This is a genomic window from Rhodococcus oryzae, from assembly GCF_005049235.1.
In the GTDB taxonomy this organism is placed as follows: Bacteria; Actinomycetota; Actinomycetes; order Mycobacteriales; family Mycobacteriaceae; genus Rhodococcus_G; species Rhodococcus_G oryzae.
This window is the reverse complement of record NZ_SUMD01000002.1, coordinates 502,536-526,011: the sequence shown is the minus strand read 5'-3', so window position 1 is coordinate 526,011 and position 23,476 is coordinate 502,536. Positions and strand designations below refer to the sequence as shown.

20 protein-coding genes are annotated in these 23,476 nt (G+C 69.9%); 12 read left to right on the top strand and 8 right to left on the bottom strand.

The window, feature by feature from the left end:
• Nucleotides 1-23: 23 nt before the first annotated feature.
• The 5 genes from FCG67_RS05850 to FCG67_RS05830 form a co-directional block, all read right to left on the bottom strand.
• Nucleotides 24-1,940 (bottom strand): DUF2339 domain-containing protein, encoded by a 1,917-nt coding sequence (locus tag FCG67_RS05850; RefSeq protein WP_136907937.1) that lies wholly within the window; start codon nt 1,938-1,940, stop codon nt 24-26.
• 96 nt (nt 1,941-2,036) lie between these two features.
• On the bottom strand, nt 2,037-2,708 hold the full coding sequence (locus FCG67_RS05845; RefSeq protein ID WP_136907935.1) for a DUF1707 SHOCT-like domain-containing protein: 672 nt from the start codon (nt 2,706-2,708) through the stop codon (nt 2,037-2,039).
• Between the two features lie 42 nt (nt 2,709-2,750).
• The gene (locus FCG67_RS05840; RefSeq protein ID WP_097213828.1) at nt 2,751-3,398 is read right to left on the bottom strand and encodes a response regulator; all 648 of its coding nucleotides are present in this window, start codon (nt 3,396-3,398) and stop codon (nt 2,751-2,753) included.
• Nucleotides 3,398-4,591, bottom strand: coding sequence for a MacS family sensor histidine kinase (gene macS / locus FCG67_RS05835; RefSeq protein WP_136908143.1), 1,194 nt, complete (start codon nt 4,589-4,591; stop codon nt 3,398-3,400). Before macS ends, FCG67_RS05840 begins: the two co-directional genes overlap by 1 nt.
• Nucleotides 4,592-4,611: 20 nt before the next feature.
• The gene (locus FCG67_RS05830; protein WP_246044871.1) at nt 4,612-5,772 is read right to left on the bottom strand and encodes an AI-2E family transporter; all 1,161 of its coding nucleotides are present in this window, start codon (nt 5,770-5,772) and stop codon (nt 4,612-4,614) included.
• Nucleotides 5,773-5,967: 195 nt separating this feature from the next.
• On the opposite strand from FCG67_RS05830, the gene FCG67_RS05825 reads away from it, so the two are divergent.
• The 4 genes from FCG67_RS05825 (at nt 5,968) to FCG67_RS05810 (ending at nt 11,255) form a co-directional block, all read left to right on the top strand.
• Complete coding sequence (locus tag FCG67_RS05825; protein ID WP_136908139.1) at nt 5,968-7,422, top strand: adenylate/guanylate cyclase domain-containing protein; 1,455 nt, start codon at nt 5,968-5,970, stop codon at nt 7,420-7,422.
• 30 nt (nt 7,423-7,452) lie between these two features.
• On the top strand, nt 7,453-8,634 hold the full coding sequence (locus FCG67_RS05820; protein ID WP_246044869.1) for a lysylphosphatidylglycerol synthase transmembrane domain-containing protein: 1,182 nt from the start codon (nt 7,453-7,455) through the stop codon (nt 8,632-8,634).
• 209 nt (nt 8,635-8,843) lie between these two features.
• Nucleotides 8,844-10,541 (top strand): 2-isopropylmalate synthase, encoded by a 1,698-nt coding sequence (locus FCG67_RS05815; protein ID WP_136907931.1) that lies wholly within the window; start codon nt 8,844-8,846, stop codon nt 10,539-10,541.
• Nucleotides 10,542-10,703: 162 nt separating this feature from the next.
• The gene (locus FCG67_RS05810; RefSeq protein WP_136907929.1) at nt 10,704-11,255 is read left to right on the top strand and encodes a YceI family protein; all 552 of its coding nucleotides are present in this window, start codon (nt 10,704-10,706) and stop codon (nt 11,253-11,255) included.
• A gap of 70 nt (nt 11,256-11,325) precedes the next feature.
• Here the strand turns inward: FCG67_RS05810 and FCG67_RS05805 are convergent, their stop codons facing one another.
• Nucleotides 11,326-12,870, bottom strand: a complete 1,545-nt coding sequence (locus FCG67_RS05805) for an FAD-binding protein (protein WP_136907927.1) — start codon at nt 12,868-12,870, stop codon at nt 11,326-11,328.
• Nucleotides 12,871-13,038: 168 nt separating this feature from the next.
• Between FCG67_RS05805 and FCG67_RS05800 the strand changes: the two genes are divergently transcribed.
• From FCG67_RS05800 to FCG67_RS24895, 3 genes are all read left to right on the top strand, one after another.
• Nucleotides 13,039-13,416, top strand: coding sequence for a DUF3054 domain-containing protein (locus FCG67_RS05800; RefSeq protein ID WP_136907925.1), 378 nt, complete (start codon nt 13,039-13,041; stop codon nt 13,414-13,416).
• 53 nt (nt 13,417-13,469) lie between these two features.
• A complete protein-coding gene (locus tag FCG67_RS05795) occupies nt 13,470-14,939 on the top strand; it encodes a peptide MFS transporter (RefSeq protein WP_136907923.1) in 1,470 nt (489 codons plus the stop codon).
• A gap of 113 nt (nt 14,940-15,052) precedes the next feature.
• Nucleotides 15,053-15,229, top strand: coding sequence for a hypothetical protein (locus tag FCG67_RS24895; protein ID WP_027502587.1), 177 nt, complete (start codon nt 15,053-15,055; stop codon nt 15,227-15,229).
• A 91-nt stretch (nt 15,230-15,320) separates the two neighbouring features.
• Here the strand turns inward: FCG67_RS24895 and FCG67_RS05790 are convergent, their stop codons facing one another.
• Complete coding sequence (locus FCG67_RS05790) at nt 15,321-17,195, bottom strand: penicillin-binding transpeptidase domain-containing protein (protein WP_136908137.1); 1,875 nt, start codon at nt 17,193-17,195, stop codon at nt 15,321-15,323.
• A gap of 210 nt (nt 17,196-17,405) precedes the next feature.
• Between FCG67_RS05790 and FCG67_RS05785 the strand changes: the two genes are divergently transcribed.
• The 4 genes from FCG67_RS05785 to FCG67_RS05770 all read left to right on the top strand — a co-directional run bounded on the left by FCG67_RS05785 (nt 17,406) and on the right by FCG67_RS05770 (nt 21,649).
• The gene (locus FCG67_RS05785; protein ID WP_077040181.1) at nt 17,406-17,717 is read left to right on the top strand and encodes a hypothetical protein; all 312 of its coding nucleotides are present in this window, start codon (nt 17,406-17,408) and stop codon (nt 17,715-17,717) included.
• A gap of 145 nt (nt 17,718-17,862) precedes the next feature.
• Nucleotides 17,863-18,417: a hypothetical protein gene (locus FCG67_RS05780; RefSeq protein WP_136907921.1), complete on the top strand. Its 555-nt coding sequence runs from the start codon at nt 17,863-17,865 to the stop codon at nt 18,415-18,417.
• Nucleotides 18,418-18,582: 165 nt separating this feature from the next.
• Nucleotides 18,583-20,172 (top strand): ABC-F family ATP-binding cassette domain-containing protein, encoded by a 1,590-nt coding sequence (locus FCG67_RS05775; RefSeq protein ID WP_136907919.1) that lies wholly within the window; start codon nt 18,583-18,585, stop codon nt 20,170-20,172.
• 64 nt (nt 20,173-20,236) lie between these two features.
• Nucleotides 20,237-21,649: an amidase gene (locus tag FCG67_RS05770; RefSeq protein WP_136907916.1), complete on the top strand. Its 1,413-nt coding sequence runs from the start codon at nt 20,237-20,239 to the stop codon at nt 21,647-21,649.
• Between the two features lie 21 nt (nt 21,650-21,670).
• Here the strand turns inward: FCG67_RS05770 and FCG67_RS05765 are convergent, their stop codons facing one another.
• The gene (locus tag FCG67_RS05765) at nt 21,671-22,630 is read right to left on the bottom strand and encodes a dimethylarginine dimethylaminohydrolase family protein (protein ID WP_246044868.1); all 960 of its coding nucleotides are present in this window, start codon (nt 22,628-22,630) and stop codon (nt 21,671-21,673) included.
• A 126-nt stretch (nt 22,631-22,756) separates the two neighbouring features.
• On the opposite strand from FCG67_RS05765, the gene FCG67_RS05760 reads away from it, so the two are divergent.
• A complete protein-coding gene (locus tag FCG67_RS05760; protein WP_097213874.1) occupies nt 22,757-23,413 on the top strand; it encodes a M50 family metallopeptidase in 657 nt (218 codons plus the stop codon).
• Nucleotides 23,414-23,476: the final 63 nt, after the last annotated feature.

The following is a 23,476-nucleotide window of genomic DNA, read 5'->3' as shown; positions in this document are numbered from 1 at the left end:
GCGAGCAGCCGCAGGCCGGGTGGCTATGTCTGCACCCGACCGCGCTGTGCGCCCTCGGCGAAGGCCCGGGCGTACCGGGTCCCCGCCGCCAGCAGCAACAGCCCGACCCCGATGAACGCGAGCACGCGGAACATCCCGTCCAGCGTCGCCAGGTCGAACAGGAAGAGCTTGGCAAGGGCCGCGAAGGTCAGGGTCAGGCCCGCGCCGAGCGCGAGATGCGCCCGTTCCGGGTGCGCGAGCCCCCACCGCAGCGACACCGTCGCGAGCACCATCGCGATCAGGGTGGCCGCGCAGTGCCCGGCGATGAAGCCTCGGTCGGCACCCAGCGCCGCGACACCGGTCGCCACCACTGCCGCGGTACCCGCGTAGAGGGCGCCGATTCCGGCCGCGACCCAGGCCACATCGGCCCACCGATCGTCGAGCAGACCCATCGAATGCGCCTGCCCGACAACGAGAACCACCAGAGCAGCCAGCATCGAGCCGGACGCGATGACGGCGAGCGAGCCGACCGCGTCGGCCTGGTTCACCAGTGCCTCCGGCGGGGCGGCGTCGAGGAACAGCAGCGCGCCGATCGACCCGAACCCGATCCCGGTGCAGTAGGCGATCCGGGAACGAGCCTGACCGGCGACCGCGACCAGTCCGAGCGCCAACGCGAGCAGCACCACCGGGAGTGCGTCCCGCGGGGTGGCACCGGCGCTCGCCTGCAGCACCGCCAGGGACGCGACCGCCGCCATCGCAACCCGGGTGTGCCCGGGCAGCGGGCGCACCACCGCCAGCACGGTGAGCAGCCCGGCCGCGAGCCCGCACTGCAGCAACACCTCCGTCCAGCGACCCGCGACGCCGCCCGAGAACAGCAGCGGCAACGTCGACAGCGCGAGCATGACCGTCGCGGTGACGTCAGAGGTGTTGCGACGCAGCAGCACCAGCGCCGATCCGACACCGACCACGGCGACCACCACCGCAAGGGCCAGCAGCGCCACCGCGACCGGGCGGTGCCCGCCGGACCACGGCGTGACCCCGTTCCCGGTGGCATCGGCGAGCGCGATCAGTAGTGCGAGCACCACCGGAATCGTCCGTGCCGCATGCAGATACGGCCAGTCCCTGCCTAGCTGGGGCGGGAACGCGGCGACCTGGAGCAGAACCAGGAAGACGAGCAGGGTGACGGTGAGTCCGTCCGCCAGGGCCGGGGCGAGCACCGCCACCGCGACCACGGTGAGCGCGGCCAGCGGTTGCGACTGCCAGCGCGTCGCCAGCGTCATTCCGCCCGCAGCGATCCCGAAGGCGACCGCGAGGCCGACGACGGGCGGCAGCCAGCCGTAGTACGAGGTCGCGGCGACCACGTCCAGGTACCCACCCGCGACGCCGGTGCCGACCAGGGCGAGGCCACCGACCCGTCCGCCTGGGAGCCCGAACACGCGGATGCCAGCCGCGACCAGGGCCACCGAGAACACGGCGCCGGCGCTCACCCGGGCCACCGGGCCGAAGAACCCGGCCTGCGCGGCCAGCACCAGCAGCATCAGCACGCCGATCAGGGTCACCGCCGCGCCCGCGACGGCGAGAACCCGGCTGACCATGCCGTCGCGCTGCCACCACGGCTCGCGAGGCTCTCGCCGGGGGACCGGCGGGCGAACCGGCGGCCACTGGGCGGGTTGCGCGAAAACCGGCGGAACGGCCTGCGGCGCAGGCGGAGCCGGTGTCATCGGCCACTGGACCTGCGGCTGCGGAGGCTGCGGAGGCTGCGCCGCGTGGACCGGCGGCGGCACGGGCGCCTGCGGCGCCGACTGGGGCGAGGGGATCTCGAGCTGCGACCGCAGTCGCGTCAGATCCGCAGCGACGCCGCGCATGTGCAGCCCGAGCGCGTCGAACTCACCGGACAGCCGCGCGACCAACTGCGGATCGATCTGGGGGCTCACGACAGAATTGCCTTCGAGATTGACCATGCGTCAACGATCGGCGCACGGGCCGTCGATCACATGAGTAGTCCTACCCAATCGGAATGGGGGTTTTGCGCGAGATCCACGCGGGCCCCCTCGGGGTCAGCCGAGCATCCGCTTCCAGGTGGTGCCGAACGGGTGCTTGGCGGTCAGCGAGCCGAACCGCACCTTCCCCCGCACCACGACGTGCAGCGGGCCGATCGGGGGGCCGGTGCGGACCTTGTTGGTGGCGCTGCCCGCGACCGTCTCGACGGCATTGAGGTCGACGGTGGCCTCCGGCGGGACGACGATCGAGATGGAGCTGAAGTAGTCCGACACGACGATCTCCACGACCTGGCTGGTCATGATCGCCTCCGTGAAGTCCAGGGTGACGTCGGACATCATGCTGTCCACGTGCAGCGTCGGGGACACCTGCCACGGTCCCTGGCGTTTCACCGTCGACATCCGTCCGCGCACCACGCCGCCCGGGTGCCCGACCGTTCCCCGGTACGGCTCGGCGGGGGCGAAGTGCGGCTGAGGCTGGGGATGCGGCTGCGCGTACGGGGCGGGCTGGGGGTAGGGCGCGGCCTGCGGCGCGTGCTCCCCCACGAGCTGTATCCCGGGCAGGTCGACGAGCACCGCGTTCAGTTCGCCCCGTGTCTTCGCGGCGAGCGTGGTGTCCATGCGCTCGGTGAACTCACCGAGCGAGAGCATCCCCTGCCCGACCGCACGCTGGAGCAGCTGCCCGACGTGCTCGCGTTCCGCATCGGATACCCGCAGATTCCTCGCATCCATGTCGCCAGGATATGCGGCTCCGCCGCCAGGCGTGAAGCGGCTCTACAGCCCGCGTTCGATGGCGTACCGGGTCAGCTCGACGCGGTTCGCGAGCTGGAGCTTGCGGAGCGTGGCCTGGACGTGGTTCTCGACCGTCCGGTGACTGAGCGTGAGCCGGGTGGCGATCTGCTTGGCGCTCAGGCCCTTTGCCACCAACCGCAACACCTCCGTCTCGCGCTCGGTGAGCCGGGGCACCTCGGGTGCGCGGTCATCGGAGGGGCCGGATGCGATGCGCCGGTACTCGCCGAGCACCAGCCCCGCCAGGCCAGGGGTGAACACTGCCTGGCCCGCGGCGGTGGCCCGCACGGCGTCCACCAATTCGGCGGCCGAGGCGCTCTTGACCAGATATCCGGTGGCACCGGCCTTGATCGCCTCGAGCACGTCCTCACGCTCCGCCGACGCCGACAACACCAGCACGGTCGAGTCCGGCGAGGCCGCCAGTACCGCTGCCGTGGCCTGCGCCCCGTTTCCGTCGGGCAGCTGCATGTCCATCAGGACCACGGCTGGCCGCACCGCCGCGGCGCGCGTGCGCGCCGCCGTCACACCGTCCGCGGTGGCCACCACCGCGAAGCCGGCCGCCTCGAGGTCGCGGGCCACCCCGTCCCGCCACATGGGGTGGTCATCGACCACCATGACCGTCAGCGGCTCCATCACGCTCTCCCCTTCCCCGACGCCTGCTTGCGCACCCTGATCTCCCATTCGACACCCTCGCCAGGGGCGTTTTCCAGCGTCGCGGTGCCGCCGAGGTCCGCGACCCGGCCGAGGATGGAGCGCGACACCCCCATTCGCCCCTCCGCCTCGGCCTCGGCAAGCCGACCGGGGGCGAACCCGACGCCGTCGTCGCGCACGGAGACGATCACCTCCTCGCCGATGTCCTCCAGCAGCACATAGGCTTTCGCGCCCCCGCCGGCGTGGAGCTCGACGTTCGACAGGGCCGTCCGCACCACGGCCGCGACCTCCGCTGCCCGCTCCCGCGCCATCAGGACGGGGACGGCAGGCGCCGACACCGACACCGTGGTGCTCGCCTCGCCGCGCAGCAGCGACCGCAGGTCCACGTCACCGTCGCCGCGCTGGGGGTACCTCCCGCTTGCGGGGGACGGTGCCGCCTGCTCCGAGATCAGCTCCCGCAGCGCCACCTCCTGCTCACCCGCCAGTGTCGCCAATTCCAGTGTCGGGCCACCGATCTCGGTGCCGCGACGGCGGACGTACGCCAGCACCTGCAACACACCGTCGTGAACCTCGCGTCCGAGCCGCTCCCGCTCCTCCGCGGCAGCGGTCAGCCGCGCGGCACGCTCGAGCTGCGCGTGCGAACGGCGCGCGGTGTTGGCGGCCAGCCCGAGCGCGAGCCCAACCGAGACCAGGATCGGTGCGGTGGCGTCGCGCCACAGGTCGAGATCGATCTGGCCCCGGACCAGCGCACTGGCCACCGAGATCGCAGCCCCGGATGCGACCCCGAGCCATGGCCCACCGAGGATCGCCGCGGAGATCACCGCGTTCGTGGCCCACAGCGTGGTGGGCAGGGTCTGATGCGTGGAGTACCAGTCCTGATCGGACACCAGCCGGGTCGAGGCCATCAGCGCCACGACCACCACCTGATCGGCGGCGACCAACCACCGACGCGCCGCCGTGTTCCTGGACAGCCCGACTGCCGCGAGGCCCGACCACACCGCCATCAGCGCGACCAGGACCCAGCTCAGCGTCGGCCGCGTGTAGTCCGACACCGACGCGACCTGATAGCTGACCGCATACACCAGCGTGGCCAACCGGAACACCTGCGCGGCCCGCCATAGCGGCTCGGTGGCCCGTGAGTCTTTGCGGTCCTCCTGCGGGCCGAGAAGACTCACGGCGGCGGTGCCGCCCCGACTCACGGCACCTCGTCCTGGGTCGCCGGGAAGAGCGGAATCCGCGGGTCGGCGACCTCCACCTCGTCCGGCACCTCCTCCTGATCGGAGGCGAGCAGCGACCGGATCGCGGTGTTGAGCACCGCGACGATCGGCACCGCGAGCAGGCCGCCGACGATCCCGGCGAGCACGATGCCGGTGGTGATCGCCAGCACCACCGCGAGCGGGTGCAGCCGGACCGCGCGCCCGAGCAGCAGCGGCTGCAGCACGTGACCCTCGAGCTGCATGATCCCGATGATGATGCCGAGGGTGATCAGGGCGGTGATCAGTCCCTTCGTGACCAGCGCGACGAGCACCGCGACGAAGCCCGTCACGAAGGCACCGACGATCGGGATGAACGCGCCGACGAAGACCAGTGAGGCCAGCGGCAGCGCCAGCGGCACCCCGAGGATCGCCAGCCCGACCCCGATCCCCACCGCGTCGGCCGCCGCGACCACGACGGTGGCCCGGACGTACCCGACGAGGGAGCCGAAGCCCTGGCTGCCCGCCAGCCGGACCCGCTCGCGCGAGGCCGTAGGGACCACCCGGGTGACGAACTCCCAGATCTGTTCGCCGCCGTACAGGAAGAAGATGACCGTGAACAGGGTCAGCGCGGCGCCGGTGAACAGCTCCCCGATCACCTTGCCGGTGGTCAGCGCGCCGCTGGTCACCGCCTCCTTGTTGTCCTGGATCGACTTGACCACCGAATCGCCGGCCTGCCGGATCTGGTCCTCGGAGAAGTGGAACGGGCCCGCGGTCAGCCAATCCTGGATCTGATCGATGGACTGGGTGAACTGGTCGGTCAGCTCCGGCAGGCCTGCGATGAACTGCTCGACGACGAAGGTCATGATCCCGGCGACGACGCCGATCGCGACGACGAGCACCACCACCACGCCAGCCGATCGCGGCACTCCCCTGCGCTGCATCCAGTCCACCAGCGGGTAGAGCAGGGCGGCGGCCAGCAGCGCCAGGCCGACGGGGATGAGCACCGTGTCCAGTTTGCTGATCAGGTAGCCGAGGGTGACCAGCCCGGCGAAGAGGACGAGCAGCCGCCACGTCCATTCGGCGCCCACCCGCACGATGGGGTGCACCGCCCGGGCGTCACCGTAGGGCGGCAGATCCGGTCGCGGCTCGTTCGCGCTCACCCCGGCGAGCCTATCGGCCGATCGGGCGTTGTGCGGGAGGCGGAGATCGGCGCGGCAGGGCGGGCGGTGAGGTCCAGGTCACGCCGCGTCGACGCGGTGCGCTCGGCACCGGCACCGCACGACTAAGTTGGTCCTGTGCTGGCATCCTCCTATCGAGCGGTCGCGCTGACCATGCGTAGTCGATGGCCGCTCTACATGGGCTCGATGATCCTGGCCAACTTCTTCGGCGCGGTCCTCGTGCTGGCCTTCATCCGGTACGGCCTGCCCATCTCGGAGTCCCAGGCGATCATCGCGGATCGGGTCCGCAACGTCGTCATCTTCGGTATCTACCTGTTCTTCGCCGGGATCGTCAGCCTCGGCGCGGCCGCGATGATGCTGCGGTCGGTGATCCGCTGGCAGCTTCGTGGGGGCCCGCCGACCCGCGGCGAGCAGATGTCCGCGCTGCACGCCCCGCTCCGGCAGGCGATCGTGCACCTGGTTCTCTGGGTCATCGGTGGCGTGCTGTTCGTCTTCCTCACCGTCTGGGAGATGCCGGAGCTCGCCGTCGCGGTGATCGTGACGGTGTGCATGGCGGCGACCACCACCTTCGGGTTCACCTACATGCTCGGCGAGCGGATCCTCCGGCCGGTCGCGGCAAAGGCCCTGAGCGAGGGGCAATTCGACCGCCTCCTCGCACCTGGCGTCGGGCCCCGGATGGCGATGACCTGGGGTCTGGGCACCCTGATGCCGGTGATCGGGATCATCCTGCTGTGCGCCACCCAGCTGAGCACCGACCTGCAGTTCTCGACCAACGCGCTGGCCATCGCGATCATCCTGCTGTCCGGGCTGGCCATCACCACCGCGTTCTCCCTCTCGATGCTCACCGCCAGCCAGATCTCGGATCCGATCCGGCAGCTCCGCAGGGCAATCGAGCGGGTGCAGCGCGGGGCCACCGATGTCCAGGTGGAGGTGTTCGACGGCAGCGAGATCGGTCGGCTGCAGGTCGGATTCAACCGGATGATGAAGGACGCGGGTGAGCGCAAGCTGCTTCGCGAACTGTTCGGCCAGCACGTCGGGGAGGACGTGGCACGCCGGGCGCTGCAGTTCGGTACGGAGCTGGGCGGCGAGACCCGGTTCGTGGCCGTGCTGTTCGTGGACATGGTCGGCTCGACGGGCGCGGCGGCCGAACAGCCCCCGGGCGAAGTCGTCCGGCTGCTCAACGAGTTCTTCCGGGTGGTCGTCGACGTCGTCGACCAGCACCACGGATTCGTCAACAAGTTCATGGGCGACGCCGCGCTTGCCATCTTCGGGGCGCCTCTTGACCGGCCGGACGCACCGTCCGCGGCGCTGGCCGCGGCGAGGGAGTTGCGGTTCGCACTCAACGACATCACCGGGCTCGACATCGGTATCGGCGTATCGGCCGGCCTGGCGGTGGCCGGGAACATCGGCGCCGCCGAGCGTTTCGAATACACCGTGATCGGCGACCCGGTCAACGAGGCGTCGCGGCTGACCGAGCTGGCCAAACTGCGGCCGAGCCGGGTATTGGCCTCGACCAGCGCACTGTATTTCGCCGATGACGAGGAACAGGCCGAGTGGGAGCTGGGCGATCAGGTGCAGCTGCGCGGGCGCAACCGGGTCACCCACCTCGCCTGGCCGGTCCAGTATCCCTAGATGAGCGCAGTGCTTGGTTACGCTGGGCAGGTGGTAACGCCGCAGCCCGACCGGAGCGAGGTCGTCCCCCACGCATCGGAGGGGTCGACACCCGATCGCCCGCGCGGGCGGTTCTGGTGGCTCAAGTGGGTGGCAGGCGTGCTGCTCGTCGCCCTGCTCGTCGCCGAGGGCGTGTACCTGTGGCCGCGGCTGCACGAATCCTGGATCGCGCTCTCCGAGATCCACTGGGGCTGGCTGGCCGCGTGCATCGTCGCGCAGGCCGTCTCCCTCAGCGGCTACGGACGCGTTCAGAAGCAGCTGCTCCGGGCCGGCGGGGTGGCCGTCAGCCAGCGCAAGTCGGTCTCGGTTGTCTACGCGTCCACGGCGATGGCGGTGACTCTGCCAGCCGGTCAGGTCTTCTCGACGGCGTTCACCTACCGGGAAACCCGGCGGTGGGGCGCCAGCCCCGTCGTGGCCTCCTGGCAACTGGCGATCTCCGGGGTGATCGCGGGGATCGGGCTGGCGCTGATCGGGGTCGGGGGCGCGCTGCTGGTCGGCGGGTCGGTCAGCCCCTTCACGCTGACCTTCTCCATCGCAGGCCTGATCGCCCTGATCTTCGCCGTCCACTACGTCTCCGCGCATCCGAACTCCATCGAGGCGGCAGTCCGCTGGGCGCTCGTGCGCGTGAACGCGATGCGCAACAAGCCGGCCGACACCGGGATGTCCACGGTGCGGGAGATGCTCCAACAACTCGAGTCGGTGCAGCTGGGCAAGCGGGACGGCGCGATCACCCTCGGCTGGTCCGCGGTGCACCGCGTCGCGGACATCGCCTGTCTCGCCGCTGCCTGCTACGCGATCGGTGCCGACCCCGCCCTGTCCGGACTGCTGATCGCCTTCGCGGCAGGCAAGGCCGTCGCGACCATCCCGCTCGCGCCGGGCGGCCTGGTGTTCGTCGACGCCACCCTGATCGCCACCCTCACCACCGCCGCCAGCATCAGCGCCTCGCAGGCCGTTGCGGCCGCCTTCGTGTACCGCGGGGTGAGCTTCATCCTGGTCGCGATCGTCGGCTGGATCGTCTTCCTCTTCCTCTTCCGCCGCCATCAGCACGAGGATCTGGAGTTCGATGTCGAGCTCGAACGCAGCGAACAGCGGGCGCTGCACGAGCCGCCTGCCGTCGAGATCGACGGCCTCGAGAGCCCGAAGGGCGAGCGGCAGCGCCGGGAAAACAGCTGATCAGCGGGTAGATCGAGCGCACTCATGCTGCGGGGGTGCCCATTACCCGAATCGGGCAATTGCCTTCTCCGCCGTGGCCGATCTCACATAGCCTAACTCTCATGCCATGTACGGGCGACACGCCGTGAGCCGCGGAGAGAATTGATCAGGCCCCTCTCCACCGCGGGATTCGAGTATGTCGACCGCCTCCTCTCACCCAAGGAGCCGACATGAAGTGGAATCGCCAAGTCCCGTCCGGGATGCCCTCGCACCGCTATCGGTCGCATTACGACCGGGTGCCGACGCCACCGGATGACGGCATCGGGCGTCAGTGGCCGTCCAACCGCCTCACCGAGGCCCCACTGTGGGCGCCTGTCGACCTACGCGACGGCAACCAGGCCCTCCCCGAACCGATGGATACCGCCCGCAAGCGGTTGATGTTCGAGCAGCTGGTCCGGATGGGATACAAGGAGATCGAGTGCGGCTACCCGGCGTCCAGCCAGGCCGAGTTCGACTTCACCCGCGACCTGGTGACCTTCGACCTGGTGCCAGACGATGTCACGGTCGTGGCGTTCACCGCCGCGCGGCCCGACCTGATCGATCGGACCTTCGAGTCGGTGCGCGGCCTCGCCAACGTGGTGCTCCACGTCTACGTCCCCACGGCCCCGATGTGGCGGTCCATGGTGCTGGGCCAGGACCGGAAGGAGTTGCTCGCCCACATCCTGAAGTCGGTGGAGTACGTGGCCCGCATCGGCGACACCATTCCGGGCATGCGGTACCAGTTCGCCCCCGAGGTGTTCAACCTGACCGAGCCGGACTTCGTCCTCGAGATCTGCAACAGCATCACCGAAGTCTGGGATGCCAGCCCGGACCGGCCGGTCTCCCACAACTTCCCGACCACCGTCGAGACGGCAACGCCGAACGTCTTCGCCGATCAGATCGAGTACATGCACCGGCACCTCGACCGTCGCGAGTCGGTGATCCTGTCGGTCCACACGCACAACGACCGGGGCACCGGCGTCGCGTCATCGGAGTTGGCGATGCTCGCGGGCGCACAGCGCGTGGAGGGCTGTCTGTTCGGCAACGGTGAGCGGACCGGGAACGTGGACCTCGTGACGCTCGGGCTGAACCTGCATTCGCAGGGCATCGACCCGATGATCGACTTCTCCGATCTCGACGCGGTGCGGCGAACGGCCGAGCACTGCAACAGGATCGATGTGCACCCGCGCCACCCGTACGTGGGCGACCTGGTGTTCACGGCGTTTTCGGGTACCCATCAGGACGCGATCAAGAAGGGGTTCACCAAGCACAACGCGACGGCGAAGGCGGCAGGCGTGGAGCCGGTGCAGCAGCCGTGGGAGATGCCTTACCTGCCAATCGATCCCGCCGACATCGGCCGCGACTACGAGGCGATCATCCGGGTGAACAGCCAGTCCGGCAAGGGCGGCGTCGCATACCTGCTGCAGACCGGCTACGGGCTCGACCTGCCGCGCGCCCTGCAGATCGACTTCGCGCGACGGGTGCAGCACACCACCGACGACGGCGGCGGTGAGGTGAACGCCGAGGAGCTGTGGAAGCTGCTGACGGCCGAGTACGCCCACCACGGCGCCCTCGACAAGTGGTCGCTCGAACACCTCGGGAACGGCGACCACCTGACGGTCCGCGCGACGCTCGGCGATGTGCAGGTCAACGGAGAGGCCTCGGCAAGTGGGCCGGTCGAGGCGCTCACCCTGATCCTGGCCGACCACGGCTGCCCGGTGGAGGTGCTCGCGATGTCGCTGCAGTCGGTCGCCGAGGGCGCGGGCGGGCAGGCCATCACCTTCGCCCAGTGCCGGATGAACGGCAAGACGCAGTGGGGCATGGGCATCGAGTCGTCGGTCACGGCGTCGGCACTGCGGGCGGTGCTGGCCGCGGCGACGCTCGACTGATCCCTGGTGCTCATCGGGTGATCCCAGGAGGACCGCCGGCCGATTCCCTCGGCCGGCGGTTCTGTGTGTTGGAGGTCACATCACCTCGAGGAAATTTTCGCGGCCGGGGCGCAGTTGGACGGAGCACATGCTTGAAATTTGAACTACTTACGAGGAGTCCACATGACCACCGCCATCGCCCTCCCCACCCTGACCACCGGCACCTGGGCCATCGACCCGAGCCACTCCACCGTCGGCTTCTCCGTCCGGCACCTGATGGTCAGCAAGGTCCGCGGACGCTTCCAGGAGTTCTCGGGCGCCATCACCGTCGCCGAGGACGGCACCCCGTCGGTCACCGCCGAGATCCAGGTCGCCTCCATCACCACCGACAACGAGCAGCGCGACAACCACCTGCGCGCGGCTGACTTCTTCGACGCCGAGCAGTTCCCCACCGCCACCTTCACCTCCACCGGCGTGCGCGCCAAGGGCGAGGACTTCGTGGTCGACGGCGATTTCACCCTGCACGGCGTGACCCGCCCGGTCGAGCTCAAGCTCGAGTTCAACGGCGTCAACCCGGGCATGGGCCACGGCCCGGTCGCCGGCTTCGAGGCCAGCACCGTGATCAACCGCAAGGATTTCGGCATCAGCATCGACATGCCGCTCGAGGGCGGCGGCGCCGTGGTGGGCGACAAGATCACCATCACCCTGGAGATCGAGGCCGGCCTGCAGGCCTGATCCCCCACACGCAACAACGCCCCCGTCGCGACCCACCTCCAAGGATCGCGACGGGGGCGTTCTCGCGTCGCTAGCTGCCCGCTGCCATGTCGAGCACGGCGAGGTGGCTGAACAGCATGCTGGTACCGATCGGGTTACCGCCGCCGGGGTAGACGGTGCCGCTCGGCGCGGCCATCGTGTTGCCCGCGGCGTACAGGCCGGCGATCGGGTTGCCCGACTGGTCGAGCACCCGCGCCGCGGTGTCGGTGCGCAGACCGCCCTTGGTGCCGAGGTCGGAGATGCCGAACGCGGCCGCGTGGAACGGGCCCTGATCGATCGTGACCAGCGGCGGCTCGCCGCCCGAGAACGCCCGGTCGTAGGCCTCGTCGCCGCGGCCGAAGTCCTCGTCGACGCCCTTGGGTACGAACTCGTTGAACCGCGCGACGGTGGCGGCCAGGTTCTCGGCCGGGACGCCGATCTTCTCGGCGAGCTCCTCGAGGGTGTCCGCGGAGTGCCACAGGCCCGCCGCCTGGTACTTCTCCGTCTCGACCATGGAGACGTTGGTGGCCTTGACCGGCGGCACCTCACCCTCCTTGTTGTCGTAGATCATCCAGTACGGGAGGGTGGCGGTGCCCTCCTCGAGCTGGCGGATCACCTCGCGACCGAGGCGGTCGTACGGCGCGGACTCGTTGACGAACCGCTGGCCGTCCTGGTTGACGAAGATGCCGCCGGTGAACCACAGCGCGAACGCGGAGCGGCCGTCCGGGTGGGTCATGCCCGGCGACCACCAGGCCTCGCCCATCAGGTCGATGTCGGCGCCTGCCGCGATGCCCGCTTCGTGCGCCTTGCCGAGGTTGGCCCACGGGCCCATGGTGTCGCGGGCCTCGCCCGGCACGCCGAACTTCTGCCGCAGCTCGTCGTTGCCCTCGAAGCCGCCCGCCGCGAGCACCACGCCCTTACGGGCGCGGATCGCGATGCGCTCGCCGTCCCGCTCGACAATTCCGCCGACCACGGTGCCGTCCTCGACCACCAGCTCGACCAGCGTGGTGCTGCGGTGCAGTGCGGCGTTCGGGTACTTCTCGATGGCCTTGAGGAACCGGGCGATCAGCGCGCGGCCGCCGATGAAGTAGTCGTCGGGCGCGGGTGTGCCGAGCCGGTCGGTGTCGAGCGGTCCGCGCACCACCTCGCGCAGCTCGGGGGCCTCCGACACCGGCAGCACCGACGGCATGGTGTGCCGCTGGCCGTCGAGGCGGGCCTTGGGGGCCTTGCCGAAGTAGTCGGGCCACGGCAGCATCTCGAACTTGAGGTTCTCGTCCTGCTCCAGGTACTCGATCAGCGGGGCGCCGCCGCGGACGTACGCGTCCTGCAGCTCACGAGGGGTGCGATCGCCGACGACGGCGTGGTAGTACTCGAGCGCGTCGTCGATGGTGTCGTCTGTGCCCGCGCGCTTGAGCACCGGATTGCACGGGAACCACACCCCGCCGCCGCCGGAGTACGCCGTGGTGCCGCCGAACTTGTCGGTGGCCTCCACCAGGATCACGTCCAGGCCCTCGCGGGCCGCGGTGTAGGCGCCGGTGACGCCGCCGCCACCCGACCCGACCACCAGCACGTCACACGTCTCGTTCCACTGCACCATTCTCTGCACCTCTCACACCGCCGCCCGCCAGGGCGGCATTCGTCGGCTCGACCGGACCGTCTTGGTATGCCCAAGGTAGGCGGCCGCGAGACCTGCATCACAGCAACCTCCCGGTCAGAGGGAACATCCTGGTTCGGCGCCCGGAGATCCGCGGCCTACCCTGGATCCGTGAACAAGCGCCTGCCCGTCCTGGCCGTCGACATAGTCCTGGTGGTGGTGTTCTGCGCGATCGGCCGACGGAGCCACGACGAGGCGAACGCCCTCGCCGGTCTGGCGACCACGGCATGGCCGTTCCTCGGAGGGCTGGCGGCCGGCTGGCTGGCCAACGAGGCGCTGTACCGCAACAAGTCACTCCCGGCGTCGGTGGTCCCGGCCGGAGTGATCATCTGGCTGAGCACGGTGGTGGTCGGGATGATCCTGCGGGTCATCGGCGGTCAGGGCACCGCGTTCAGCTTCATCATCGTCGCGACCAGTGTGTTGGCGGTCTTCCTGCTGGGTTGGCGCGCGATCTACGCCACGGTCATGAAGCGCTCGGCAGCCGCCTAACAAGTTGGCGTCGAGTCCCACCCCGCACCACGCACTCATGAGAAAGTTTGGCGATGAGCGAAATCACTTCGCCACCCCGTGATCCCAAGGCCGACCACGGCTTCTTCGGCCAGCCAGTAGCGCTCGCGAACCTGTTCGGCGTCGAGATGTGGGAGCGGTTCTCGTTCTACGGGATGCAGGGCATCCTCATCTACTACCTGTACTACTCGGTGGCCGACGGCGGGCTCGGCATCTCGCAGGCAGCCGCGACCAGCATCGTCGGGGCGTACGGCGGCACCGTCTACCTCTCCACCATCCTCGGTGGCTGGATCGCGGACCGCATCCTGGGGTCCGAGCGCACCCTCTTCTACAGCGCGGTCCTGGTCATGTGCGGCCACATCGCCCTGGCCGTGATCCCGGGCCTGGCGGGCGTCGGGGTCGGCCTGATCGCGATCGCCGTCGGTAGCGGCGGACTCAAGGCGAACGCCACCTCCCTGGTCGGCGACCTGTACGCCGAGAACGACGACCGCCGCGACGCCGGGTTCTCGATCTTCTACATGGGCATCAATCTGGGCGCGTTGGTCGGCCCGCTGCTGACCGGGTGGGCACAGAAGGAGTGGGGATTCCATGTCGGCTTCGCGCTCGCCGCGATCGGCATGGCGCTCGGCCTGATCCAGTACACGCTCGGTCGCAAGCGGCTCGCCGGGATCGGCGAGCGGCCGCTGAACCCGATGCCGCACGCGCAGCGACTGCGGTACGCGGCCCTCGGCGCCGTCGCGATCCTCGCGATCCTCGTGCTCTGCCTGATCGGGCTCATCACCACCGACAACCTCTCCGACGTGGTCGTCGGCCTGACGATCGTCGCGTCGATCACCTATTTCCTGGTGATCCTGACCAGCAAGAAGATCACCAGCACCGAGCGCAGCCGCGTCATCGCCTTCATCCCGATGTTCCTGGCAAGCGCCGCGTTCTGGTCCCTGTTCCAGCAGCAGTTCACCGTCGTCGCGATCTACTCCGACAAGCGCCTGGACCGCAACCTGTTCGGCTGGGACTTCCCGGCCTCCTGGGTGCAGTCCATCAACCCGGTCTTCATCATCATCTTCGCGGGCGTGTTCGCGGCCATCTGGACGAAGCTCGGCCCCCGCCAGCCGTCCTCACCGCTCAAGTTCGCGGCGGGCACCATCATCATGGGCCTGGCCTTCCTCGCGTTCCTGCCGTTCGCGGGCGGCGGGCCGAACAGCACCCCCCTGTTGGGCCTGATGTTCATCCTGCTGCTGTTCACCTTCGCCGAGTTGTTCCTCTCCCCTGTCGGGCTCTCCCTGTCGACCAAGTTGGCGCCCAAGGCATTCCACACCCAGATGGTCGCGCTGTTCTTCCTCTCGGTGGCGCTGGGGTCGTCGATGGCGGGCACGCTGGCGAAGTACTACAACGAGAACGACGAGGTGTCGTACTTCACCTGGGTCGGCGCGGCGTCGATCGCGGTCGGCGTCGTGATGATCCTGCTCTCGCCGTGGATCAGCCGGATGATGCGCGGGGTGCACTAGCAACCTCCGGCGGCCGCACCCTTGTGCGTGGTGTCGCATCGGGCGGACGATGGTTGGGAGCCATGAGGGGTGGCTCGACCGCAGGTTCGTCCCAATCAAAAGGTGTGAGCACAATGTCCACCAAGATCACGAAAACCCTCGCTGCGACCGCAATCGCCCTGACAGTCGGAGTCTTCGCGGCCCCCGCCGCCTCCGCGAGCGACACCGTGGCCGCCACGCCCGCTCTTGGCTCGGTTGCCCTCTGCTTCAGCGTCCCGCTCGGGTCCGCCGCACTCGTCTGGTGCATCTGAGCTGCGCCGCGGAACGCCCCTGTCGAGCGATCCAGGGGCTATCTCAGCCGTAGAACGGCCGACCCGAACACGCCCGTCGGCCGGATCGCCATCATCGCGGGATCTGGGCCTGGATCGGTCGTAGGAACCGGCCGGCCGCGTCCACCGCGGGGGCGGAGCTGTCCGCCCCAGCGACGAACACCGCGAAGGCCACGTCGCCGTCGATGCCGACGAACCAGCCGTGCGCGGGGGCGTCGCCGACCTCGGCGGTGCCGGTCTTGCCGCGCAGGTCGGCGATGTCCGCGAGCTGGGTGGCGGTGCCCGCCGTGACCGTCTCCCGCATCATCGTCCGCAGCTGCTCGGTGACCTGCGGGGGCGCAGGGGCGGGTGTCGTGTTCGCGACGCCCGGCATCCCCGCGACCAGCGTCGGCGCGGGCGTGGAGCCCTTGGCGATGGATGCCGCCACGAGCGCCATCCCGAACGGCGTCGCCGTCACCTGCCCCTGCCCGATCGCGGATTCGACGCGCTGCGCCGGGGTGTCCGCGGGCGGCACGCTGCCGGTGACCGTGGTCAACCCCGGCGTCACGTAGTCCACCCCGAGACCGAACTGCAGGGCGGCATGGGGCAGGGCGGTCGGCGGCAGCGCGACCGCGAGCGCGCCCATGGTGGTGTTGCAGGAACGGGCGAACGCGGTGTGCAGCGGCACCGAACCGAGGTCGAAGTTGTCGTCGTTGGGGATGGTGCGGCCCTCGATGTTCGCGCTGCCCGGGCACGGCAGCACGGTGTCGGGGGTGACCGAACCCGATTGCAGCGCTGCGGAAGTGGTGACCGTCTTGAAGGTCGACCCCGGCGGGTACAGGCCGGTCAGCGCGATCGGGCCCTGAGCGGTGGCTGCCGGGTTCTGCGCCACCGCGAGCACCGCCCCCGTTGACGGCCGCAGTGCCACGATCGCGGACTGCTGCGGGAGATCGGCGATGGCCGCCTGGGCGGCGCCCTGGATCGCGGGGTCGAGGGTGGTGGCGATGTCGGGCTGAACCGTGCCGTCCTCACCGGCCAGCCGCTGCGCGGATCCGTTGGCGGACACCAGCTGTACCGCCCAGCCGGCGGAGGCATCCTGGCCCTGCTGCCACAGTTCCCGGAGTCCGTCGAGGGTCGGTGAGGTCATGGACTTGTCCGCGGTCAGCAGCCGGGCCTGCTTCACCAACTGCACACCGGGGATCTCGGCGAGCCGATCGGCGATCGGCTGGAAGTCCGCGTCCCGCAGCGTGATCGCGGTGACGGTCTTGCCCTGGGACCCGGCCAGGTCCGCCTGCAGCGAGGCCGCGGTGACCGTGGGCGCCACCGGGCCGACCAACTGCGCGACCGCGGCGGCGGTACCGGCCGAGTCGGCGATCGTCGCCGGGTCGAGATTGACCAGGGTGACGGTCTGCTCGGTCATCAGCGGGCGACCGGCGGCGTCGAGCACCTGCGGGGAGCCACCGGCGAGGGTGGTGTAGCGCAGCGTGCTGTCCGCCGTCAGCCCCGGCGCCAGCAGTTGCGGGTCCCATGGGATCTTGCCGCCGTCGGCAACGGCCTGGCCGCCGCCGGTCGTGGTGTAGCTCCAGGTCTGCGCCGAGTCCGTCTCGGCGGTCGGGGTGGCGCTCGTCGTCCCGGAGGTCGGGGTCGTGGTCGTGGTGGACTCCGCCTCGGGCTCGGGTTCGGCGCCGAGGGTCCAGTCCGCGTCGAGGGTGAAGGTGCCCGCATCGTTGTCGGTGCCCGCGACCACGAAGGTCGCATCCCGGGCGGCGAGGCCGTCGAACATCTGGGTGATCGCGGCCGCCGCGGCCGCCGGGTCGCTGGTGAGGTCCGCGGCCGCCTGCGCGTTCCGCTGGGTGAGCGCGTCGGCGAACTGCTGCGCCGCGATCTCCGTTTCCGACTGGGTCTGCCCGATGGTGCATCCGCCCAGCACCAGCGCCGACACCGCGATCCCCGCCACACTCAGCTTCATCCGCATGGCCTCGAGGTTAGGCGGCCCCGCCGCCGGCGCGCAGTTTCCGCACCTCGCGCGGCCGAAGCGGCGCCGATCCTGGGGTGGCGAGGATCCATTCCATGGGTGGCTGCGCCGCACCCTTGGGTCGCTTCTGAGTGGGGTCCGGACTGGGCAGAGTAGTCCCTGTCACCAACACACCTCACCCACCATCACCCCAGGAGATACTGAATGTTCAACGCCCGTCGCACCTTTGCCGTCGTCGCTATCGCGGCCCTTCCGATCCTGAGCGCCTTCGGGGCGGCGTCCGTCGCCAATGCCGAGCCCAGCACCCCCATCGGTCCCAACGGCCCGACGGGGCCGTGCCCGATCGTGAACACCGACGACCAGGGCAATGAAACGGTGATCAACAAGAAGCCGGGCGATGTCAGCCACGGCCTGGTCTGCGGCGCGGACGGCGAATGGCACATGCCTGCGAAGGCGGGCGGCGGCGCCGGTGGTCCCGGGAAGATCCAGACGCAGCCGGGGCTGTCGCAGGGCTAGGAAGTCGTTCGCCCCCTGCCCCGATCTGGCAGACCCCGCATCGATACCGATGCGGGGTCTTTGCCATCGGCGACCCATAGCGCATTCACCGAAACAGGCGTATGACTGTAATCAAGTAATCATCGCAACCTTAGAGGTGAGCTCGATGGGATACACGGGACACGGCGGCCGCAGGTTCGGGCGGCCCGGCGGCTGGCAGCAGGCGGACACCCCCGACGCGAGCGACGCGAGCGAGTGGTTCGCAGGACGACTACCCGAGGACTGGTTCACCGGACCGGCCACGGCGGTGGTGGACCGCGAGGAGATCGTCGTCACCGGCGAGCTGCCCGCGCCGGAGGAGACCTCCCAGGCCGCCGTCGACGGCCGGATCTCCCGGTTCCGGGAGACCACACGGGCGGACCGGATGCGGATCGCCGACGAGGCCGAGGCCCGCTACGGGCGCAAGGTGGCCTGGGGCGTCACCGTGGGCGAGCAGCACGTGCTGTTCACCCATCTGGCGGTGCCCGTGATGACCCGGCTGCGCCAGCCCGAGCGCCGGGTGCTCGACACCCTGGTCGATGCCGGGGTGGCCAGGTCAAGGGCGGACGCGCTGACCTGGGCGGTCAAGCTCGCGGGCGAGCACAGCGAACAATGGCTCGCCGAGTTGCGCGAGGCGATGGGCCGGGTCGACGAGCTGCGGTCCGAGGGGCCGAACATCTGAGGCGCCGCTCATAATTCCCTTGCCGAACGACCGGGGTCGTCCTATCGTGGTGGCCGTCTTGTTGTCGACGATCGGAGAAGGGCCCTTGCTCATTCAGAGGTAGTGATCGCATCGCGTCGCGTGCTCGTGCACGCCGTCGCCCCGCACCCACCTCTAGGAGCACCCATGGCCCAGCCCTATCTCGCCCTGTCCGATGTCACCTTCAGTTGGCCCGACGGCGACCCCGTCTTCGATGGCCTCGACGCCGTGTTCGGCAGCGGTACAACCGGACTCGTCGGCCTGAACGGCGCGGGCAAATCCACGCTGCTCCGGCTGATCGCCGGGGAGCTGACCCCCGACCGCGGTTCGGTGACCGTGCACGGGTCGCTGGCATACCTGCGCCAGGACCTGGCCCTCGACCCACACCGTCGGGTGGACGCCATACTCGGCATCGAGTCCGCACGAAAGGCACTGCACCGCATTGAATCCGGCGCGGGAACGGACGAGGACTTCGCCGTCGCCGCCGGACACTGGGACATCGAGGAACGCGCCGTCGCCACTCTCGACCGGCTGGGGCTCGCGCATATCGCCCCCTCGACCGATGCGCTCGGCCGGACCGTCGGCACGCTGTCGGGCGGGGAGACGATGCTGCTCGGTCTCACCGCCGCGCTGCTCGGCGAACCACAGGTGCTGCTGCTCGACGAGCCGACCAACAACCTCGACCTGTCCGCGAAGTCCCGGTTGTATGCGGCGGTCGGACAGTTCCCCGGCACCGCGGTCGTGGTCAGCCACGACCGCGAGATGCTCGAGCGGATGGATTCCATCGCCGAACTGCGCCGCGGGGAGGTGCGGATGTTCGGCGGCAATTTCAGTGCCTACCGGGCCGTCGTCGACGCCGAGCAGGAGGCGGCCAGGGCGGCGGTCCGCGACGCCCGCAGCGACGTGCGCAAGCAGGGCCGCGAGCTCGTCGAGGCGCAGACCAAGATCGCGCGCAGGGTGCGGTACGGGAAGAAGATGGAGGGCAGTGTCCCGCGAATTCTGGCCGGCGAGCGCAAGCGCCAGGCCCAGGTGTCGGCCGGCAAGCTCCGCGGCAGCCACATCGACAAGCTGGAGGAGGCCAGGCAGACCCTCACCGAGGCCGAGGAGATGATCCGCGACGACCGCGAGATCCGAATCGACCTGCCGGACACCGCCGTCCACCCGGGCCAGCAGGTGATCGAGCTCGAGGACATCACGCTGGCCTGCGGTCCGACGGTGTCGCTCACCGTGTCCGGTCCGGAGCGAATCGCGTTGGTCGGACGGAACGGGATCGGCAAGACCACCCTGCTCCGCGCGATCGCCGATGCGAGCCCGCGGGTGCCCTGGCGGTCCCTTCCACAGCGGCTCGACATCTTCGACGGCGACCGCACGGTGGCGCAGAACGTCGCCGATGCCGCACCGCATGCGACGCCAGAGCAGATCCGGGCGCGGCTGGCCCGGTTCCTGTTTCGCGGCGACGCGGCCGACACGCAGGCCTCGGCCCTGTCCGGCGGAGAACAGCTGCGCGCGGCGCTGGCGATGATCCTGCTCGCCGAGCCTGCGCCGCGACTGCTGATGCTCGACGAGCCGACCAACAACCTGGACCTGCCCAGCCTCGCGCACCTCACATCGGCGCTGGCCGAGTTCCGCGGCGCGCTCGTGGTCGCCAGCCACGACCTGCCCTTCCTCCGGGAGATCGGAGTGACCCGATGGCTCGAACTCACCGAGGAGGGGCTGCACGAGGTGGATCCGCGTTAATCTCGGAGTCGGCCGGCCACACCGCCGGCCGGCCGTGCCTGCAACCCCGATCCGAGGACACCCGATGACCGACGACGCACGCATCCACGCCTTCCGCGACGACGCCCTCGGCGACCTCGACGCCACCGGCATCGCGGAGCTGATCGCCTCCGGGCAGTTGTCCTCCCACGAGGCCGTGCTGGCGTCGGTCGAACGCGCCGAGTCGGTCCGGGACTCGCTCAACGCGATCGCCTTCCCCGACTTCGATCGGGCCCTGACCCGATCCGCTGGGCCGCACACGGGCGTCTTCGCGGGCGTCCCGACGATCGTCAAGGACAACGTCGATGTCGCGGGCCTGCCGACGAATCACGGCAGCGCGGCGTTCGTGGCACGGCCCGCCCGCGCGGACAGCGACTTCGCCAGGCAGTTCCTGTCCACCGGCGCGGTCCCGATCGGCAAGAGCAGGCTGCCGGAGTTCGGGTTCAGTGCCTCGAACGAGTACGCCACGGCCGAACCCGTGCACAACCCGTGGAATCCGACGTTCTCCTCGGGAGCCTCCTCCGGGGGATCCGCGGCGTTGGTCGCGTCCGGGGTACTCCCGTTCGCACATGCCAACGACGGCGGCGGATCGATCCGGATCCCCGCGGCCGCCTGCGGTCTCGTCGGCCTCAAGCCGACCAGGGGGCGCACGGTCGCGGACCCGGCGGACCGGGCGATGCCGATCCGCATCGTCGCCCAGGGCGTGCTGTCGCGGTCGGTCCGGGACACCGCGCGGTTCTACGCCGCGGCCGAAAGCTATTACCGCAACCCGAAACTCCCTCCCATCCGGCTCGTCGAAGGCCCGGGCCGCACCCGCCTGCGCATCGGCGTGATCATCGATTCGATCACCGGCATCCCGACCGACGACGAGACCCGCGCCTCCGTCACCGCGACCGCGAACCTGCTCGACGAACTCGGCCACCATGTCGAGGAGGCGCCGTTGCCGGTCGATCGATCGTTCGTCGAGGACTTCTCGAACTACTGGGGGTTCCTGTCGTTCGCGATCTGCGCGGGTGGAAAGCGAATGCTCGGACCGGACTTCGACAAGTCCAAGACCGACAACCTCACCCGCGGGCTGGATGCGATGTACCGCAGGAACATCGCGAAGACGCCACAGGTGCTGTACCGGCTGCGGCGCACGCATCGGCAGTACGCGGAGGTGTTCCAGAAGTACGACGTGCTGCTCTCGCCCGTCCTCGCGCACACCACCCCGAAACTCGGATACCTCTCTCCGACACAGAGTTTCGAGGAACTGTTCACCAAGCTGGTGAATTACACCGCGTTCACCCCGCTGAACAACGCATCCGGCGGGCCCGCCATCTCGCTGCCGCTGCACGAGACCGCCGCGGGGCTGCCGCTGGCCTCACACTTCTCGGCCGACCACGGCGACGAGCGGACCCTGCTCGAGCTCGCGTTCGAGCTGGAGCAGGCCCGTCCGTGGCGGCGGATCCAGGACTGACACCGGCCGACGAGGCGCGGCTCACTCCCGCCGCAGGGGCTGGGTGGTGCACCGGAACGACCCGCCGAAGCCGCGGGTGATCGCGAAGTCCACATATTCGACGGTGACGCCGTGCGCGGCGATCCGGTCCCCGATGTGACGGAAGGCCGGATCGGTGACGTAGACCTCCGGACTGATGGGCAGACCGTTGGTGCCGAGGCCGACACCGTCCCTCTCGCTTATCTCGATCCGCTCCCAGCCGCGCAGCGCGGCGGGCAGGCCGTCGAGGAGTGCGTCCGGGCACGCGACCAGCAAGCCCTCCCGAATCAGGCCGAGGGCACAGTCCAGGTGCAGGAAGTTCGGTGCGAGGCGGACGGTTTCCACGGTGTAGCCCAGTGGGGTGAGCAGCTTCTCCAGCCAGCGGATCCCCATGGCGTTGGACGCCAGCCCTGAGTTGCCTACGAAGACACGCTTCTCGTACACGAGCACGTCGCCACCCTCGAGGAAGGGACCGGCGCCCAGGTCACCCGGCGCCCCGTCGGGAACCGCAGGCTGCGGCAGCGCCAGGTAGGAACAGCGCCCCTCGAGCGCCCTGGCGGTGAGGAGGTCGCGGCTGGGCAGCACCTCGCGTCGGCGGTGGGGCAGCCTCAGGTTCCCCTCGATGACGATGTCTCCGATGGTGAACCAGGGGTCGCGGACGAAGAAGTTCGCGTAGCCGTTGGAGCCCCCGGCCGCCTTCTCCGCGTCGGTCAGCATCCGTGGCCGCAGGACCTCCACGCCGTGGCGTTCGAACACCGAGCACAGGTTCTCGCGTTCGGATTCCCAGAGCCGCTGGCGGTCGGGATAGACATCGCCGTGATCGCGTCCGAGCATGCGCTCGAGGATCGGCAGCACCTCGGGAGCCAGGAACGACGCCTCGCTGTCCGACATCTCGTCCGGGGCGCGGAACTGCGACCGGGCGACGGCGACCGTACGGAGCGGCGCGAACTCACTGCGCACCATGACTCGGCCATGGTCGGGTACTGCTGCGGTCGAATCCGTGACGGCTTCCATCGAGTCCCTCCACCCTCAGACATCGTGACCCGGTACCGATGCTAGTTGGCCGCGGCGGCCTGGCACCCTGGTCAGGTGAACTCGTACTGGGCGCAGTGGTCGGCCTACCTCCCCATCGCCATCGCCGCCGCCATGGTCCTTTTCGGGCCGCTGTGGTCGTTGACCAGGCACGCGGTGACGCTCGTGCACGAGGCCGGGCACGCGATCGCCGCGGTGGTGACGGGCCGACGGCTCACCGGGATCCGGCTGCACTCGGACACCTCGGGCCTCACGCTCTCGCGCGGCAAGCCCCGCGGCCCCGGCATGGTGCTCACCGCGGCGGCCGGCTTCCTGGCGCCCTCGCTGCTCGGCCTGGCAGGCGCGCTCCTGATCGCGGCAGGCCAGCTCCCGGTGCTGCTGTGGGGCGCGGTCGCGCTGATCGTCGCGATGGTGCCGTTCATCCGCAACGTCTTCGGGCTGCTGGTGCTCGTGGTCTGCGGATCGGCGATCGGCGTCGTCGCGTACTACGGATCCCCCACGCTGCAGCTACATTTCGCGTACACCGCGATCTGGCTGCTGCTGTTCGGCAACCTGCACACCATCGTCGAGGCCGCCCGCACCCGGTCCGGCCGTTCGGACCTCGACCAGCTGCGGTCGCTGAGCCACCTGCCGCGGTTCGTGTGGGTGCTCCTGCTGGTGGCCGTCGCGGTCGGGACCGGGGTGCTGGCGTGGCGGGCGCAGTATCTCGGCTAGCAGCCGTCCCCGCACACCTTCTGACGAGAACGCACACGCCTTGTACGTCCGCAAGGGGTGCGA